The organism is Priestia sp. AB, assembly GCF_028369225.1.
In the GTDB taxonomy this organism is placed as follows: domain Bacteria; phylum Bacillota; class Bacilli; order Bacillales; family Bacillaceae_H; genus Priestia; species Priestia megaterium.
Genome location: NZ_JAQMYN010000015.1, coordinates 13,503 through 31,639, shown reverse-complemented (window position 1 = coordinate 31,639; position 18,137 = coordinate 13,503). Strand labels below are relative to the sequence as shown.

At 35.3% G+C, this 18,137-nt stretch carries 15 protein-coding genes; 3 read left to right on the top strand and 12 right to left on the bottom strand.

All coding sequences use genetic code 11. The annotated features are described in order from the left end of the window. Nucleotides 1–16: 16 nt before the first annotated feature. From POF52_RS26665 to POF52_RS26650, 4 genes are all read right to left on the bottom strand, one after another. Entirely contained in the window at nucleotides 17–1,258 is a 1,242-nt protein-coding gene (locus tag POF52_RS26665; protein WP_271996528.1) for an MFS transporter, read from the bottom strand. Between the two features lie 179 nt (nucleotides 1,259–1,437). After that, nucleotides 1,438–2,286: a carbohydrate ABC transporter permease gene (locus POF52_RS26660; RefSeq protein ID WP_271996526.1), complete on the bottom strand. Its 849-nt coding sequence runs from the start codon at nucleotides 2,284–2,286 to the stop codon at nucleotides 1,438–1,440. Next, entirely contained in the window at nucleotides 2,286–3,230 is a 945-nt protein-coding gene (locus tag POF52_RS26655) for a carbohydrate ABC transporter permease (RefSeq protein ID WP_271996524.1), read from the bottom strand. The genes POF52_RS26660 and POF52_RS26655 overlap by 1 nt, the downstream gene beginning before the upstream one ends. 21 nt (nucleotides 3,231–3,251) lie before the next feature. Beyond that, a complete protein-coding gene (locus POF52_RS26650) occupies nucleotides 3,252–4,553 on the bottom strand; it encodes an ABC transporter substrate-binding protein (protein ID WP_271996522.1) in 1,302 nt (433 codons plus the stop codon). 555 nt (nucleotides 4,554–5,108) lie between these two features. Between POF52_RS26650 and POF52_RS26645 the strand changes: the two genes are divergently transcribed. Then, nucleotides 5,109–6,083, top strand: a complete 975-nt coding sequence (locus tag POF52_RS26645) for a LacI family DNA-binding transcriptional regulator (protein ID WP_271996519.1) — start codon at nucleotides 5,109–5,111, stop codon at nucleotides 6,081–6,083. Nucleotides 6,084–6,427: 344 nt separating this feature from the next. On the opposite strand, the gene POF52_RS26640 is transcribed toward POF52_RS26645, so the two are convergent. From POF52_RS26640 to POF52_RS26615, 6 genes are all read right to left on the bottom strand, one after another. Continuing rightward, a complete protein-coding gene (locus POF52_RS26640) occupies nucleotides 6,428–7,771 on the bottom strand; it encodes a sugar porter family MFS transporter (protein ID WP_271996517.1) in 1,344 nt (447 codons plus the stop codon). 52 nt (nucleotides 7,772–7,823) lie between these two features. Further along, nucleotides 7,824–8,666 carry a sugar phosphate isomerase/epimerase family protein gene (locus tag POF52_RS26635; RefSeq protein ID WP_271996514.1) on the bottom strand — a complete coding sequence of 281 codons (843 nt, stop codon included), beginning with the start codon at nucleotides 8,664–8,666 and terminating at the stop codon, nucleotides 7,824–7,826. 146 nt (nucleotides 8,667–8,812) lie between these two features. Beyond that, nucleotides 8,813–9,832, bottom strand: a complete 1,020-nt coding sequence (locus POF52_RS26630) for a Gfo/Idh/MocA family oxidoreductase (protein WP_271996511.1) — start codon at nucleotides 9,830–9,832, stop codon at nucleotides 8,813–8,815. Nucleotides 9,833–10,631: 799 nt separating this feature from the next. Beyond that, nucleotides 10,632–11,639, bottom strand: a complete 1,008-nt coding sequence (locus POF52_RS26625; protein ID WP_271996508.1) for a LacI family DNA-binding transcriptional regulator — start codon at nucleotides 11,637–11,639, stop codon at nucleotides 10,632–10,634. 230 nt (nucleotides 11,640–11,869) lie between these two features. Then, on the bottom strand, nucleotides 11,870–12,766 hold the full coding sequence (locus POF52_RS26620) for a DMT family transporter (RefSeq protein WP_271996505.1): 897 nt from the start codon (nucleotides 12,764–12,766) through the stop codon (nucleotides 11,870–11,872). Nucleotides 12,767–12,895: 129 nt separating this feature from the next. Next, on the bottom strand, nucleotides 12,896–13,630 hold the full coding sequence (locus tag POF52_RS26615; protein WP_271996503.1) for an NADPH-dependent F420 reductase: 735 nt from the start codon (nucleotides 13,628–13,630) through the stop codon (nucleotides 12,896–12,898). Nucleotides 13,631–13,855: 225 nt separating this feature from the next. On the opposite strand from POF52_RS26615, the gene POF52_RS26610 reads away from it, so the two are divergent. Next, complete coding sequence (locus POF52_RS26610) at nucleotides 13,856–14,215, top strand: winged helix-turn-helix transcriptional regulator (protein ID WP_271996500.1); 360 nt, start codon at nucleotides 13,856–13,858, stop codon at nucleotides 14,213–14,215. 233 nt (nucleotides 14,216–14,448) lie between these two features. Here POF52_RS26610 and nfsA read toward each other — a convergent pair whose 3' ends face one another. Further along, complete coding sequence (nfsA, locus tag POF52_RS26605) at nucleotides 14,449–15,189, bottom strand: oxygen-insensitive NADPH nitroreductase (RefSeq protein ID WP_271996497.1); 741 nt, start codon at nucleotides 15,187–15,189, stop codon at nucleotides 14,449–14,451. 588 nt (nucleotides 15,190–15,777) lie between these two features. Further along, nucleotides 15,778–16,098, bottom strand: coding sequence for a winged helix-turn-helix transcriptional regulator (locus POF52_RS26600; protein ID WP_271996494.1), 321 nt, complete (start codon nucleotides 16,096–16,098; stop codon nucleotides 15,778–15,780). A gap of 255 nt (nucleotides 16,099–16,353) precedes the next feature. Between POF52_RS26600 and POF52_RS26595 the strand changes: the two genes are divergently transcribed. Next, nucleotides 16,354–17,790, top strand: coding sequence for a DHA2 family efflux MFS transporter permease subunit (locus POF52_RS26595; RefSeq protein ID WP_442956660.1), 1,437 nt, complete (start codon nucleotides 16,354–16,356; stop codon nucleotides 17,788–17,790). Nucleotides 17,791–18,137: the final 347 nt, after the last annotated feature.

Below are 18,137 nucleotides of genomic sequence, written 5' to 3'. Positions count from 1 at the left end.
ACATTCTAACATCTCCTTATATAACTTGTTTTATGTCTTTTTCATTTACTTCTAAATCTTTAATTTTATTAGAATTTAATAAGGTGAACATTGAAATAATCGTAAAACAAAGGACCATTGTTCCTAGAATAAGATAAGTATGACGGAAACCTATTATGTCGTATAATTTACCTGCAAAAGGTGATAACAAAGATGCACCTATTTGAGAGGCAGCCTGAAATCCAACTAAATATAAAACCGAAGATAATCGGGTATCGAAGTTAGCTGCAAAATATTTAAAAATAGCTATCAACATAATGGGTAATTCTAGTGCATGTATTAATTTCATTGAGGAAATCCCAATTGGTCCCACTACAAGCCCTGACCCAATAATGCGAAATGCCATTAGAAGACCTGCTAATAATAGTCCATTTTTGGCTCCAATTTTGTTTACAATAAAAGGTGCAATAAACATCATTCCGGCCTCTAAAAATACTTGAAAAGAACTTAAATATCCAAATACTTGATTCCCTCTCGCCTCGGTAGGAAATAAAGATGTGTAGTAAATTGGAAATTGTTGATCGTACACACTATATACACACGTTACTCCAATCACATACATCATCAAAAACCAAAACTTCTTTAAAAGAAAAAGTTGCCCAACATCTTTTAATTTAACGGACTCAGCTTTTTCCAATTCAAAGTTTGTGACTTCTATTTTTACTGATAAAATAATTGCAACTAAGATAATTGCTGAAATAGATGCCACCCAAAAGTTGATATTGGGATTAATATTAAATAGCTGACCTGCAAAGAAAGTTGCTGACGCCCAACCTAACGAACCCCACATTCTAGACTTTCCGTATTCGAAATCGTATTTACGACTAACTTTTTCAACATAGGTTTCAATAGCGCCAATACCTGCAGAAATCCCAATGCCTAAATAAATAGCTCCCACAGCTGCACCTAAAATCACATTATATTTTAATAGTGGTCCATATATATAAATATAAAATGGTCCTACAAATACAAGCAGTAAACTAATAAAAGATAATATATTTTTCTTTAGGCCTATCTTGTCAGAGATGTAACCATATACAGGCTGTATACACAATGCGAAGATAGCGTTTACAGAGAAAATCAAACCTGTGGCTGATCCACTTAAATTCAATTCTTGCTTTAACCAAATGGGAAATAAAGAGGCGCTAGAAGACCAAGTAAAAAAGAAAAAGAAAAAATATGCGCTTAACTTCCAATAGAGAACTTTTGAACTTTTCATGTTTGTTGCTCCTTTAACTAGATATATAGAATCCTTGAAACAAAAACTGAAAGCACTTTCAAATTCATTTTATGTCAACCGGTTTCACAAGTCAATATTTTTATGTCAACCGGTTGACATTTATTTTTAAAATTACCCATACCTAAGTATTGCTTTCGCAACAATAACCTAATTTTTTCTTATTTAATACCCGTTCCTGAACCACCAATCCCTTCTAAAATATAACGCTGAGCCACTATATAGATAAGAATTAAGGGTATGGTGGATATCGTTAAAACAGCCATAACTTGATTCGTGTAAACTGGCTCGGTACTATTGATGGCTGTTATTGCAACTTGAATCGGAAATTTTGATTTGTCCGTTAAAACCATTAAAGGCCAAATATAATCATTCCAACTTCCGATAAAGGCTAGAGTTCCAACTGTAGCAACAGCCGGTTTAGACATCGGGAGCATAATTCTCAAGAATATTTGCCAGGTATTTGCTCCATCCAATTTGGCTGATTCAATAATCTCTGCTGGAATAGCCATGAAAAAGTTTCGGAATAAATAGATATTGAATGCCCCTGCTAAGGCTGGCAGAATTACAGCGAGACGAGTGTCTACTAATCCCAGTTTGTGAACTATAGTAAATTGGGAGATTAAGATTGTTTCAAGTGGTACGATTAAAAGCGCCAATAAAAGACCAAACAGCACTCTTTTTCCATTAAAATTCAATTTAGCGAACGCATAACCTGCCATCCCATTGATAATGACAGAACCTGCTGCTACACATAAACCATAAAACAAGCTGTTTATTATATAACCAAGTAAATGAAAGCGCGTCAGAACTTGTTTATAGGATATAAACCAATCCGACGGATGAAAGGAAGGTAGGAAAGCCTTGATACTATTCATATTATTATAAACTTCTGCTTCAGGTTTCATTGAGGATGCCATCATCCAAAACAATGGAAATATAAATAATACCGCCAGCAAAAATAAACAAATGTATTCTAGGATTGTTAAAGGCCCGAATTTTCGTCTCATTAGTCATCTTCCTCCTTTACTAATTTCCGTTGCGCTAGCGTAACTAATCCAATAATTGTTCCAAATAGAAGGGCAATCGAACTAGCGTATCCAACCATTCGATCCGTAAAGCCAGTTTGATAAATGTAATATACAACCGTCATCGTGGAGTTTACTGGCCCCCCTTGTGTCATAACCATTGGTTGAACTAATAGCTTAAACGCACCAATTAATGTCGTAATAAATATGAAAATAGAGGTTGGCTTTAATAATGGTAACGTAATATAAATAAATCGTTGCCATTTATTCATTCCATCTAGTTGTGCAGCTTCGTAGACGTCTCCAGGTATATTTTGCAAACCTGCTAGAAAAATTAACATTTGAAATCCAGCTCCCTGCCAGGCTGAAACAAAAACAATTGTAAACATAGCCTGTTTAGGGCTTGTTAAGAACGGTTGAGCTGAAATACCAAAATAAGTGAGTACATTATTGATAATTCCTTCATTTGGATTTAATAAATAAAGCCAAAGAACTGAGATAACAACGAGCGACATTACCACAGGACTAAAGTAAGCTACTTTAAAAAATGTGTTAGCTTTACGTTGTTTGTTTAACAGGAGGGCCAGCCCAAGAGCTGCCCCTATCTGTAAAGGAATTACCCATACGACAAATTTCAGTGTATTCGCCAGGCTTTTCAAGAAAATAGGATCCTTAAATAAATTGATAAAGTTATCTAATCCTACGAATTTGCGCGTATCGGGTGTTAAAAGATAATAATCTGTAAATGCATAGTAGACGGACATAATAGCTGGAATAATCAGGAACAGCAATAAAAGTAATAATGCTGGTCCTAAAAATGTATAAGCTACTACATTTTCTCTCCATTTAATTCTATTTTTAGCCTCTTTTTCTGTTCCTGGGAATGTGTAAACAGTCTTACTTCCTTTTAATCCAGTTTTAATCATAATGCCTCCTTCTAGCTGCTTTTATCGATTAGCCTTATCGATAGCTGCTTGCATTTCTGTAGCGCGTGTATCTAAGACTTTTTTAATATTTTTGTTTTGATCATAGAAACTGATATCATCAATTGTTTGTTGGAAAGCACGTGTTACTTGTGGATATGCTGGTGTTACTGGCCGAGCGTGTCCTGATTCCTTTAATTGTTTCATAAATACATTCATTTGATCCGAAAATTCTTTTGTAAGTACTTTTTCAGAAGAGTAACGAACTGGTAGTGCTGCAATTGTACGACTTAATTCTAAATTCGAATCTTTATTTGTCATCCAATCTACTAGTTTAGCAGACCATTCTTTATTTTCAGATTTCTGTGTCATTGCAAACTGCCAACTTCCTGAAGGTGAAACTAGTTTCTTTGTTTTTGGTGATACTGGATAAGGCATCACACCATAGTCAACTTTTTGAAAGTTTGTTTCCATATCCGTTACTGTCCATACACCACTAAACTTCATTGGATACTTTTCTGTTTCAAAAGCTTGTTTGACTGGAGTACGCGTTGTATAACCTTCTTTTAGCATCATTTGTATAAAAGTCATGGCTTCAACACTAGGCTTTTTATTAAACACACCTTCAGCTTTGGTACCATCTTTTGAGAGAATTTCCCCGCCTGCAGACCATACAAATGGCGTTAGTGCATACGTTAACATTTCATCCTTTGATTGTAATTGCATATCGATAGCCGGTTTATTATATTTTTCTTTCAACGTTTTACAAAGAGCCATGAATTGATCCCATGTCCAAGGATTATCAACTGTTGGTAACGTATTTAAATCAACGCCTGCGTCTTGTAGCATTTTTTTATTGTAGTAAATTCCCACGGACGATTCACTTGCACCAATCGCATACAATTTGTCTTTGTATGTTCCTTGTTGCTTGATACTCGGCAGTAAATCATCTTGATCTTTCACGTAATCATCTAGTGGAGCAATGATTCCAGATTTTGCATAAGCAGCAGTATTTGGACCATCCAACGTAATAACATCGGGTAATGTATCAGTTGTCAACGCTGCGTTTACTTTATCTTCATACCCTCCGCCGTTTCCACTACGTGGAATAAATTCAATTTTAGCTTTAACATTTTTAGATTCATACTTCTTGTTAAAAGCATCTACTCGTTTTTTATACACCTTACCTTCTTCACTATCGTCTGATACGTGTACCCACATTGTAACCATTTGTTTGCCGTCACTACTTACGCTTTTACCTTTACTACAACCTGCTACAGCAAGAATTAGTAATAAAGATATACCTACTAAAAGCCATTTCTTCATACGTTCCAGTCCCCCTTATATCTCCTTATTCACAACAAATATATAAAAGCGCTTTCAAGGAGTATTTTATGTCAACCGTTTACATATGTCAATCGGTTGACATGTTTTTTTTGAAATATCAAACTTTTCGCTCCTACCCTTAAAACGAAGGTATAATATATTAGAATATATGTATTATCAATATCTCGTTCATAATAAAAGTTAATGTATGTTCGATATATGCTAATGGTAATTAACCTCTAATTCTTGCACATGGTAGAGATATTTTCTACAATAAGTCCGTAACAAATAAACTTTAATTAATTAAAGTGTTCTTCGAAATGAACTATTTCACAATATGAAATTTTTATTAATAAGGAAATTGTAAAGCTACCAAAAGAGGAATTAATTTTAATTGACATGAAGTGTCTGTATAATTCTCAACAAGCTATTTTCCTAACCTAATCAAAAAATTCTTATGTAACTAAAAAATATAAACGCCTATTTAAATAATAAAGATAAAAAATCCTAATATAATATTAACAAGTGATATTTAGTGGGATAGGAGGAAAGATAATGAAACCTAATATCCATGATGTAGCAAAGGTTGCAGGAGTTTCATCAACAACAGTTTCACGTGTCTTAAATAATCGAGGTTATATAAGTGAGAAAACAAAGGATAAAGTTTATAAAGCGATGGAAGAAATTAATTACTTCCCAAACGATTTAGCACGTTCTTTATTTCATAAAAAAACAAATTTAATAGGATTAATTATACCCAATTCAAGTAACCCATTTTTTGGTGAGCTTGCCTTTCATATTGAAAGTATTTGTACTTCACTAGGTTATAAATTGTTGCTTTGTAACAGTTTAAACCGTATGGATAAAGAGGAAAAATACTTAGAAATGCTTATACGAAACCAGGTAGATGGGGTCATTGTTGTAACATACAACCGAGGAGTCCTAGATTATCATAAACAAAATTTACCTATCGTAGCAATTGATCATTATTTATCTGAAAAGATTCCTGTTGTAGGATCTGATAATTATGATGGAGGGAAAAAAGCTACAGAATTGTTAATAAAGAAACAGTGTAAAAATATCATTCATATTAATGGTCCACTCGATTTGGAAACACCAGCAAACTTAAGAAGAAAAGCGTATGAGGATGTTATGAAAGGACAAGGAAAATTACCAATTACATATGAAGTCTCTCCTCAAAAGAGCCGTGAGGAGGTAATCGTTAAGCTTTTTGATGAACACCCGGAAGTAGACGGTATTTTTGCAAGTGATGATCTAATTGCGGCTGCTGTCATCACAGAAGCTAGAAAGAGAGGAAAAGACATACCCACTCAATTAAAAGTGATTGGTTACGATGGCACAGAAACAGTAAAGGCTATACTACCAGAACTAACGACTATACAACAACCTATCGATTCTATTGCAAAAGTAGCAATTGACATTTTATCTAAAGAGATTGAGGGCGAATTCACCAATATAGAACTTGAAACATATCTGCCTGTTAAGCTTTTAGAAGATGGAACTACTTAAATAAATTCATAACATTTACATAGGAAAAAGTTTTCTCTTTAAAGACCTGAAACCAGTTTATTTTTAATTTAGAGTGATTAAAATAACTACTTTTCCCCAGAAATTTCGAGCTTGGTTGTCTCAGAAAGATTGAGAAATTAAGGGTATATAAAAAGTTTCATACCCCAGCAAAAGAACCCTTGTTAGAGGCCTTCAGTATGGATTCTTTTGTCTGCTTCTTTTAAGAGACATTATATAAATACAAAAATAAGTCACATCTTATAAAAGTCGTGACTTATTTTTACTCAGAATTTAAACTCTCTTATTAATTTTTGAAGCTATTCCTGATAGGTAATCAACCTTTATTAGCTAACAGCTTGTTTATTTTTAAAGGCTATCTCTAATTCAATTTCTTCTAGCGTTCGACCTTTTGTCTCGGGAACATATTTCATAACAAAGAGGAAAGCAAAGACGCCAATAACTGCATATGTTAAGAATAGGACTCCTACCCCAACAGCCTCTACAAGCACTGGGAATGACATCGAGATGATGATGTTTGAAAGCCATAAAGTTGTACTTGCTATCCCCATTGCTACGCCACGCACATTCATAGGGAAGATTTCACCAAGAATAACCCATACGACCATACCCCAACTTGCTGAATACGCAACAATAAATAAGGAAAGGCAAGTTAGTAATAGCCATACAGGCACCTCAACCCATGTCATACCAACTCCCAGTGTACCAAGCGCAATCGTCATACCGATGTTTCCGATTAATAACAGCTTTTTGCGGCCAATTTTATCAATAAGAAGCATTCCGATAATTGTAAACAAAATATTAAAAACTCCGATACCTATCGTTCCAGCAATGGCGGCTGTAGATCCAAATCCAGCCGTACGTAGAATCGTTGGTGTATAGTAAATAATTGTATTGGTTCCGATAACCTGTTGAAATACAGCAATGCCGATTCCAACAAATAAAACTGGACGTAACCAAGGGGAAAACAGGTCTTTAAGATTGCCTTTTTTCTGAGACTTTACCTGCATTATACTTTCTATTTCTTCGTCTACTTGTTGTGAATTTCTCGTTAAAGACAATACTCTACGTGCTTCATTTTCACTTGCATTCTGCCAAAGCCACCTTGGACTTTCGGGCATAAAGAACATCCCTAACATCAATAAAACAGAAGGAACAACAGCTAACCCTAGCATCCAATGCCAATTTCCTGAAGCTGCAAACATATAATTTACAAGATAGGCCATGAAGATGCCAAGGGCATTCATAATCGTGTTTAATGAAGAAACTTTACCGCGAATACTAGCTGGGGCCATTTCGGCTAAATAGAGAGGTACAATGCCTGAAGCCCCTCCAACTGCTATTCCCAGCTCAATACGAAACGCAATTAAAGTATGTACATTAGGAGAAATAGCTGTTCCAATTGCGCCAATGGTAAATAGTACACCTAACATAATAATTGTTTTCTTTCTTCCATATTTATCGGCTACAGGTCCACTAAAAGCCGCACCGATAAGGGCACCAATTAAAACTCCACTTACAACTAACCCTTCAAGAAAAGGTGTTAGCCCCATGTCTTTTTTTATAAAAAGAAGAGCACCTGAAATAACTCCTGTATCATAACCAAATAAAAGCCCACCTAAAGCACCAAAACAATATATTACCCACCTATACATTTTTTGTTTATTCATGGTCCACCCATCCGCCCCTTTAGTTGAATCTTTTTTAGTAAAGAAATACTATTTAGAGTTGTTTTACAGGCTTGAAGTTATTTTGTAAGAACGATAAACTTTCTTCCGCGAATGTATAAATCATATTCATGTTAGCCCCTTTATTCGCTTGAAAAGGATTCGGACCAGGAGCTGTTGCTTCTACTACAACATATCCATCAAAGTTTATCTTCTGTATCCCAGAAATAAATGGTCTAAAGTCGATGTGTCCACGCCCCATGCCTCTTCGATTGCTATCAGCTACATGAAGAATATGTAGGTTGTCCCCTGCATCTAAAAAAGGAAATTCAAGGTCTCGTTCTTCAATGTTCATATGATAGGAATCCAGTAACATTTTCACTTTAGGGTGGTTAACTTCTTTCACAAATTTTGTAGCATCGGCTCCTGTATTAACAATACAACTCTCATATCTGTTTAAAGGCTCTATTACAAGAGTAATATTTAATTCCTCTGCTTTTTTCGTTAATCTTTGTACAGAGTCAATAGCCCATTTCCAATCCTCTCCATTGTTGCCCATTGGAGTTGTTTTTCCAACCGCAGAAGGACAAACAACTAAATATTCTGCTCCTACCTCTTTAACAGCTTCGATTTGTCTTTCAAAGTATGAAACTGCTTTTTTTCGGTTATCTTCGCTTCGATTGGCTAAATCTTGTTCTTCGTTTGGCCAACCAGTATCACCTGTCAAACCACTTATTTCTAGATTTAAATTTTTCGCTAATTGTTTAATATCGCGCCATTTATAATCGTCTACTGCAGCTCTAATTTCTATTGCGTCATATCCCGTTTTTGCTACAAACTCCATTGTCTTTTCTAAAGGAATATCTCCAAACGTCCAACTACAAATTGAAAATTTCATCTTTATTCTCCTTTTTATACATTTAATTTATTTTAAAATTGCTGAATTTTAGAAAGTTAAACCTAAAAAGAAGAACCTAGACATTAATGATATCGCTTTCTTTTTAGGTCAAATAAAATAATGATTTTATAATGAAGATAGTTTAATTAAATCAACTGTACGCTTTCCTTAATTTTGACTGGTGCATTTGTCTTAACAGATTCAATACAAGCAAGTGCAATAGAAAGAGCTCTGCGAGCATCGTTACCTGTTACATATGGAGTACTTCCATTACGCACACATTCTACAAAAGAAGTGAGTTCTGCCACGTAAGCATCGTGCAATAATTCAGTGTCTCTTCGATATGTATCCCTACTTATTCCTTCTGAAGTGTAGCGAATCATATTTGTTTGTTGAACACCCCCAGCTGTCACCATTCCATCTGAACCAAATACTTCCCCGCGAACATCATATCCATAAACTGCTTGGAAATTCGCTTCAGCTGTTGCAATTGCTCCGTTATCAAAACGGATGTTAACAACCGCAGTGTCAAGGAGACCTTTATCTTTAAAATCTGGACGTACAAGTGCATCAGCTACTGCATAAACTTCAATCGGTTCTGCACCTGGATTTAAATAGAGCAGAGCATCAAAATCATGAATGAGCGTTTCTAAGAATATCGTCCATTCTGGAATTGGAGTAGGATCCCCTAATCCCGGATCACGTGTCAATGATCTCAATAACTGTGGAGTTCCGATTTTACCTTCCACAATATCGTTATAAGCAGCTCTAAAATCTGAAGCAAAACGACGATTAAAGCCTACTTGTAAGGGAACGTTTGCTTCCTCTGCTGCCAATATGGCTCTATCTGCTTCTTCTAAGGTAATTGCCATTGGTTTTTCACAGAATACTGCTTTCCCTGCATTAGCAGCAGCAACAACAAGATCTGCATGTGAACGGGCAGGTGCTGCAATAACTACTGCGTCAATATGTGGATCTTGGAACATTTCCTTTGGATCTGTATATGCCTTTGATACTCCGAGTTCTTTCGCAAGTCTTTCGGCAGCTCCTGAAACTGGATCAGCAATCGCGTTAAGTTTTGCCCCATAGATTTTACGAGCAACTGTTCTTCCATGAAAACTTCCCATACGTCCTGCACCAACCAGACCAATTCTAACTTCTTTCATCTTTCTTCCCCCTTATGATTAAATAAAGTTACCTTATTCTTGCTATTCTTTTTTTGTAGCGCTTTCATATTTTGGTTTAACCAACCCTTTTATGATTAGTAAGCTAACAAGTAAGGAAAGTTCTTTCCTTGATAATGAGTTTATCCTCTAGTTTTTTTATTGTCAATAATTTTTTAAAAATTTAAATAATAACATGAACTTATATCTTATAACTGAGTTTTTAGAGTAAATGTCCTTCCTAAGCATCTTAACAACAGTAAAATAACTTTATGTTTTTTTATAAGTATTGGTAAAAGACATACAGGCACTCTTTTAAAAAAAGGAAAGTTCTTTCCTTTTTGGATTTTCTTAAAGTCAATAAGTAGTTACCACGATAATTTAATAAAGTTAAGAGGAAAGCTTTAAATGGATTGTCCATAAATAACTATATTTTTTGCGTAAAATGAATTTTATTATATAGAATAATTAGCAATATTTTACCTATGTCAAACGAAGATTTTAGAGAAGCGTAAAGACATATAGTGAATAGATTAATACGTTGTTAGTTGGAATAATGGAGTACAAGACCATCTCAAACAAGATAAATTCACTATAGATATTTTCGAAGATATAGATGAATATGCTTATGATTTAACGTTATTGATTTTCTTCTTTTTAAAAAAGATAGCAAAAAAGGCTACATAGCTTCAAAGTAAGCTGTGTAGCCTTTTTTGCTTCTAAAAATTGATTATCTAATACATAAATATTTATCTTTAATAAGCGTATTAATTACTATAAGGTTTAGTTACTTTATTTACATTCATGTATTCATTTTATTGTGAGAAGTAGAGGCACGAACCACTAATTTTGGAGATAAAACGATTCGTTGCTTCGTCTCCTTTGAATCTTCAATCTCTTCTATCAATAGTTCAACAACCTTCTTACTCATTTCATGAATAGGTTGAGCTATAGTAGTTAAAGGAGGATCACAAATTGTCGATAGGACCGTATCGTCAAACCCAATAATTGATAGATCTTGCGGAACTTTTATCTTAAGTTCACGCGCAGCTTGTATTGCTCCAATCGCAAGAAATTCGGTTGAGGCAAAAATAGCTGTCGGGGGAACAGACAAATGCAGAAGTTCACGTGTAGACTGTTTTCCTTCCTCAAGTGAAGTATTATTGAGAGATACTAAACTTTCATCATATGGCAATCCTGCTTTCTCAAGGGCTTGCTTATATCCCTCAAATCTTGCTCCTATAGTCGGAAACTTAATGTCTTCAGTAATCATTGCAATTCTTTTATGACCTAAGCTTATCAAGTATTCTGTAGCCTCATATCCCCCTAGAAAATCATCTACTAATACTGCATCCACAGCAAGCGAAGATACATCTCTCGAAAGTAATGCAACCGGAATCTCAGCCTTAAGAAGCTCCTTAATAGCTTTATCCTCTTTTAACCCTGTAGCAATTATAATACCATCTATGTACTTTTGCTTTAATATAGAAATGTATTCGATTTCATTCTTTAAATCATTGTCCGTACTACAAATCATCAAACTAAAACCGAATTTCTTAACATGATTTTCAATACCTCTTGCTATTTCTGCCATGAAAGGATTAGCAATATTAGGTATTAAAAGCCCAATAGTTTGAATACGTTTTTTAACGGATGCTACGACACTAGGTTGATAGTCTAGCTGATGCATGGTATCCCTAACTTTTTTTCTGGTTTTTTCTGCAATACTCCCCGTATTATTTAATACTTTAGAAACGGTTGAAATGGATACTCCAGCTTCCTTTGCTACATCATATATCGTTGGTTTCATTCCCTTTCCCTCTTTTCTCTTAACACCTCATACATTTATTCTAACCTATTTTAGTTATAGGTAAAATAATTGAATAACAAAGATTGATATAGTAGAATCTAACATCAAAGTTACTGTGTATACGATATAACAAGTCTAATTAACATAATGGAAATTTATCAAAATTAAAAAAGCTTTTAAGAGATATACTTCTTAAAAGCTTTTTTAATTAAATTATTAATTTTGCTATGCTAAGCTTCCACTTTTTTCTCTAATGGAGGTTTAGGTAATTTATTTAACCGTAAATTGCCTGATAAATATAATCCAGTAAAGACAAACAGGGAAGCAATAGCATCATATATTGTAATCTTTTCACCTAATAAGATAGAGGCTAAAAGGTAACCTGCAATAGGTGTTAGAAATAGCCAGATATTGGCTTTAAGGGCATCTTGTTTAAGTAAATAAAACCAGAGGATCATGGCAAAGATTGAAACACCTAAAACGGACCACACTAGATATAGAATCAGATTCATATCAAATACGACAGGTTCATCTAATTCTAAAAGCATAGAAGGTATAATTAAAATAATTCCACCAAATAAAACCTGCCAGGCATTAATTACTAAGCTGGGCAGTTGCAATTTCTGTTTTTGAAAATAAACACTGCCAATGGCCATAGAGATCATGCCAATTAGTAGTAAGATTATTCCACTTAATGTAGAATGTCCATCTTTCAATAAAGGATATGTAGCAATTACTAAGCCAATAGCCGAAATAAGCATCCCTATCCACTCTTTCTTTTGAATGAAACGATTCATGAAAACTGAGGACAGAATGGCAACAAGAAAAGGATTAATAACGACTGCTAAATTAAAAAAACCAGATGATACGGTTTTTAGTGCCCAAAAACCACAACCAAGGTACAAAGAAGTATTAAATAAACCTAATAGTATTAGTGGTTTCCACTCATGTTTCTGGGGCATGCGGTATTTACCTTTCCTAAACAAATAAATATATACTAACAATAAGCTACCAGCTAAAAGAAAACGAATAGTTCCCATTATTAATGGAGGGGCCGACAAAAGACCAAATTTAACAGACACTGCTCCAGACGCCCATAGAATCGTAAATAAAATGCCAAAAAACATTTCTTTCTTCCCCCTTTGGATACTTACTAGATATAAAATTAATTTAAATAGATATTTTCCAGAAGGTAAATGATTATGATATGTCTTATACAATAAAAGGTGCGCTCTAACTGAGTGCACCTTTTGTTTTTATGAATTATATATTTCTCTGTTTAGATTCACAACATCCTTATGTGAAAATTCAACATCCTTTTCTTCCGCAAACTTTTCTATCACGTTGTCGCGTAGTAAGGGTGCTTTTTCTTTATTTGCCTTTTTCAACGCTTTCGTGAGTTCATCTTTTGTTAGCTTTGTGCAGTAAGCAGGAGTTCCTGGCTGTTGTCTCCAAGAGTCACTTAAAGAACCACTGTCCACCGTATCAAATCCTAGCTCATATACTACGTCCATGACTACTTGTTTTTGTGATGAGTCATTACCAGCAACTGCCATTGCAATTCGTCCACTAGAATCTTCGGATGTGCCTTCATTTTCTAAAGTATAGGCTAATAAGTTGTTGAAAGCTTTAATGACCGGTCTACCTAATTGATTTGAAACCCAAACACTTTCAACCATTCCGTTCTCAATTTCTACAATTTTATTGTCTCTAAAAGGATAATAATTTGAAGTATCTACAATGATTACTTCCTCCTCAACTTGATTGATAATGTCCCGAATGCTTGGTATCGCTTTTGTAGGAAGAGATATTATAAGAACTTCAATATTTTTAATTGCGTCCTCTACACGCACGGGCGTTCCAGCAAGCTCTTTTCCTTTTAAATGTTCCATTCCCCTTGCATCTGCAATTTTGACATCATGGTCATTCTCAACTAATTTTTTAGAAATAATTGATCCAATTGATCCGGCACCTATAATTCCAAATCTCATTATGATTCCTCCTCAAGAATTTGTATATAAAAGAATTATTCTGCTTAAGGTTGCACAATTATATGTCTATCAAACCTTAAGCATATATTCATTAGAAATTAAAAGCTTATTGAGTATTTTGGTTACATATACTAGAATAAAATCATTTCTCACTTTTTTAAAGTAGGCAATAAAAATTGCCGTAGTACATTTTTTTGTACCTAACAGTAGAAAGCAGGTGAAAAGGTGTCAAGAATATGCAAGGATGGATTCGACAAAGAATGTATAAGAGACCAAAGAGAAGTATATGGTATTGCCTATACCCAAAATATCCTTTCAGGACGTTGGAAGTATATTATTCTTTGGTTTTTAAAAACCAAAGAACGTCGTTATAGTGAAATTAAAGCTTTTTTATGGGATATTTCGCAAGGTTCTCTGACAAAACAGTTAAGAGAACTAGAAACAGATGGACTAATTCAACGAGAGGTTTTTCCTGAGGTACCTCCACGTGTAGAATATTCCTTAACAACTAAAGGGCGTGAATTTATTCCTATACTTGATATGATGGAGAACTTCGGCAAAAAATTCGGGGAGAAACCTGAGTAAAATAATAAGCAAAAGTTCTAACTTAGATAAAAAAGTGTTAAAACAAAGAGCGCAAACCCTTTGTCATTCATAGGGCTTACGCTCTTTGTTTTCGCTTAATTATTGTTTTAAGGAACACTACTTCTATTTGTGTAAGAATCCATTACTTTAATGTGAGCCAGTTCTAATTCAGATACCATTGAAAAGGAATTAATAATTCGAAACCTAGTTTATTTTACATAAATTGCGAAAGTTTATTTTTTAGCAAACCCTTGTTTGTTTAAATAATCAAGCATAAAAGGCAGTTTACTTCTTTCAAGATGATCCTCAATATGATCTTTCCATCCCTTGACTTTCTTTACTGTGAAAGGAGCTTTAACAGGGCGATCCTGATAATACTCACGCATCTGTTGGTCATACATTTCTAATTTTTCTTCATCCAGTGATTGATACTGATTGTTAAACATGACCATTGATTGAGGCAAACGTGGTTTTAGTCCAGGTTTCTCTCCTGCAGGATGGCCTATGCATAGACCTACTAGAGGAACCACATACTTTGGCAAATTTAATACCTCGGTTAATTCTGCAATATTAGCTCTTACTCCACCGATATAGACACCACCGAGTCCCATTGATTCAGCCGCCGTTAAGGCATTTTGAGCCATGAGTCCAGCATCAAATGAACCTATCAAAAGGTATTCAATATAGTCTAGGTCTACTGTGGAAGCTATTTGATGATTGCGGTTAAAATCTGCACAAAAAATCCAAAACTCTGCTGCTTCTTCAATATACGGTTGATTGACAGAGAGTTTCATCACTCGTTTTCGAAGATCTGGATTTGACACCCTAATGATAGAAACGGCCTGTAGAAGACTAAAAGATGAAGTTTGGTTAGCAGCCTTAAAGATTACATCTCGCTGTTCCTCTGTCAAAGGTTGATCTGTAAAAGAACGAATAGAGGTATGATTAGAAAGTAATTCAATTGTATTATTCATATTAACATTCTCCCTTTCTTTCCTAAATATTAAATTCGCGTCTAATTTTGTCATGATTATCGATTTGAATTAGGACTATTTGCAAAGACAATAATAAAATCATTCCTCTTATTTATGAAGAGGGCAATTTTAATTGCCTTAGTACCATTTTTTGTACCTAACGGTAATAAAAGGGTTTAAAGGTGCCTAGAGTATGTGAAAATGATTTTTCAAGAAATTCCATAAATGGGTGACATGATGTATGACAATACTTGCTAACTTCAAAAGAGCTTTATTTCTCTCTGTTAGTGGAATAACGTAAGAAAACCTAGGGTTATCCCATTAAGAAATTCTCACAAAAAAAGCTAAACCCCTCTGCATTAAAATAGAGAGATTTAGCTTCTTTTGTTATTTTTTACATGATAGCGTATATATAAGATGCATTTTCTATACATTGCTTTCATTGACTTGATCTACAGAATGCCCATCCCATCAACAATATTATGAAAGGAAAAAATAGCCGGTCACCAGCCGGCCATTTTAACGTTTATAAAAAGGAATATTTTTTTAGTTTGTTAAATAATCCTTTTTCATAAAAGTTATCGATTCTTATTTTAAATTGCACTCCCCCCATTCAGACATACTATGAAGGATTGGCACAAACTGCTGGCCAAGATTTGTTAAAGAATATTCTACTCTTGGTGGAACCTCTTTATAAACTTCACGATGTAATAGTCTATCACTTTCTAATTCTCTGAGTTGCTTCGTTAGCATCGATTGTGTAATATCTGGAAAAACGCGTTTTATCTCCCCAAATCTTCTTGTTTCTTCGGAAATATACCATAAAAGCGACAATTTCCATTTACCACCAATTAATTTTTGTACTCTGTTTAGTCCACAATCAGACGAATACTTCTTGCTATGATTCATATTTCCTCCTCCAAAAATATATATTATGCCCTTAAAAGCCTATAAAACCTCATTAGTATTATTTTTAATAGTATGTTTTAAAAATAATAGTACTTGTTTAATTTAAGATACCTAAATATACTAACATAGCAAAGTTATTAATAACAATACTTTATAGATAATGGAGGAATAACGGTCTTGAGCATTTAAACAAACAAGGATTTGTAAAAAATAAACTATTATTAATTAAATTGATTTACAAGGAGATATAGATATATGATGAAGCAATACAATACGCGTGCCATCTTGGCATCGCTGCTTATCTGCGGCTTTGTCGGCATGTTTAGCGAGACTGCGCTAAACATAGCAATGACTAATTTAATGGAGGTGTTCCAAATTTCAGCCGCAACCGCACAGTGGTTAACAACCGGGTTCTTGCTGACTCTTGGCGTTTTAATGCCGATGAGTGGGCTACTACTGCAGAGGTTTACAACGAGACAGCTGTTCACAGGTTCGCTCGCAAGCTTAATTCTAGGTACACTCATTGCTGCGCTCGCTTTTAATTTTGAAATGTTGATGGTCGCTCGAGTTTTACAGGCGGCAGGCATGGGGTTATTACTACCTCTCATGTTCAATACGATTCTTGTCATATACCCGCCGGAAAAGCGGGGGACGGCTATGGGCTTCGTTGGACTTGTTATCATGTTTGCACCAGCAACCGGCCCGACCATTGGCGGTCTATTAATTGAGTATTTAACATGGCATTATATCTTCTGGTTCTCGCTGCCGTTCCTGGTTATTGGGTTGTTGGTAGGGCTGAAATACTTGGAAAATGTCACCGATGTCACGAAGCCACGAATAGATCTGTTATCTGTCGCATTGTCAACGATCGGTTTTGGAGGAGTAGTCTTCGGCTTCAGTAAGGCAGGCGAAGGATCTGAAGGCTGGGGTAGCGCAGTTGTGGTCACTTCCATCGTTATTGGGCTCGCCGCACTGGTGCTGTTCATACTACGACAGAACGTTATGAGCGATCCAATGATGAATCTGAGCGTTTTCAAGTACCCAATGTACGTTGTTGGGCTGCTCCTGATACTGTCGTGTATGTTGATCATGATGTCGGTCATGATTATCTTGCCGATGTTTCTGCAGACGGGTGCAGAACTGTCTGTGTTCACTGCAGGACTCATGCTTTTACCGGGCAGCGCACTAAACGGTATCCTCTCCCCTCGTATGGGACGCTTGTTCGATAAATATGGGCCGAAATGGCTCGTTATTCCTGGCCTCGTAATCGTTGCAGTCATGTTATGGTTCTTTACGACCCTATCTCCTGCTTCTTCAGTGGCCTTTATCGTGGCTTTGCATATCGGGCTCATGATTGGGGTAGGCATGATATGGATGCCTGCTCAAACGAACGGGCTAAATCAATTGCCACCGGAGTTATACCCGCACGGCACAGCAGTCATGAACACTCTGCAGCAGGTCGTGGGCGCGATTGGAACAGCAATCGCAATCAGTATCCTTACGGGCGGTATGGAGAAATACTTGCACGGCTCCTCCACTCCGACCAAACAGACTGAAATTGCAAATGCGATGACGGCTGGATCACAAAACGTGTTCTTATTCACGATGATCATAGCACTGATTGGCTTGGTCATAGCGTTCTTTATCCGCCGTGTCTTAGTCAGCCGCGAGGCGATCAATTCGACACATTGATGTTTTAAAAAAGATATCGGGGATAATATCATTTAGTTTTGGAATTAGATTAATGAAAAATAAAAAAGGACTTTAAGTTTAAAGTCCTTTTTTATTTCTACCTAGAAGGGGTATTATGTTAACTAACTTTGTATAGAGTATACAGCTTAAAAAGCAGAAAAAACTCCACAGGCGGTCGGGAGTTTTTTCTGCTATACGTATCACTACTTATCAGGTGATACCCGGAAACATCCTGAGTAGTTTGCTCATTATATGAAATATTATCCATAAAAGTCAGTATATAAAGAATAAAATAAAATTGTTAACAAGATCACTCCACCAACTGCATAGAAAACAAATTAAAACAT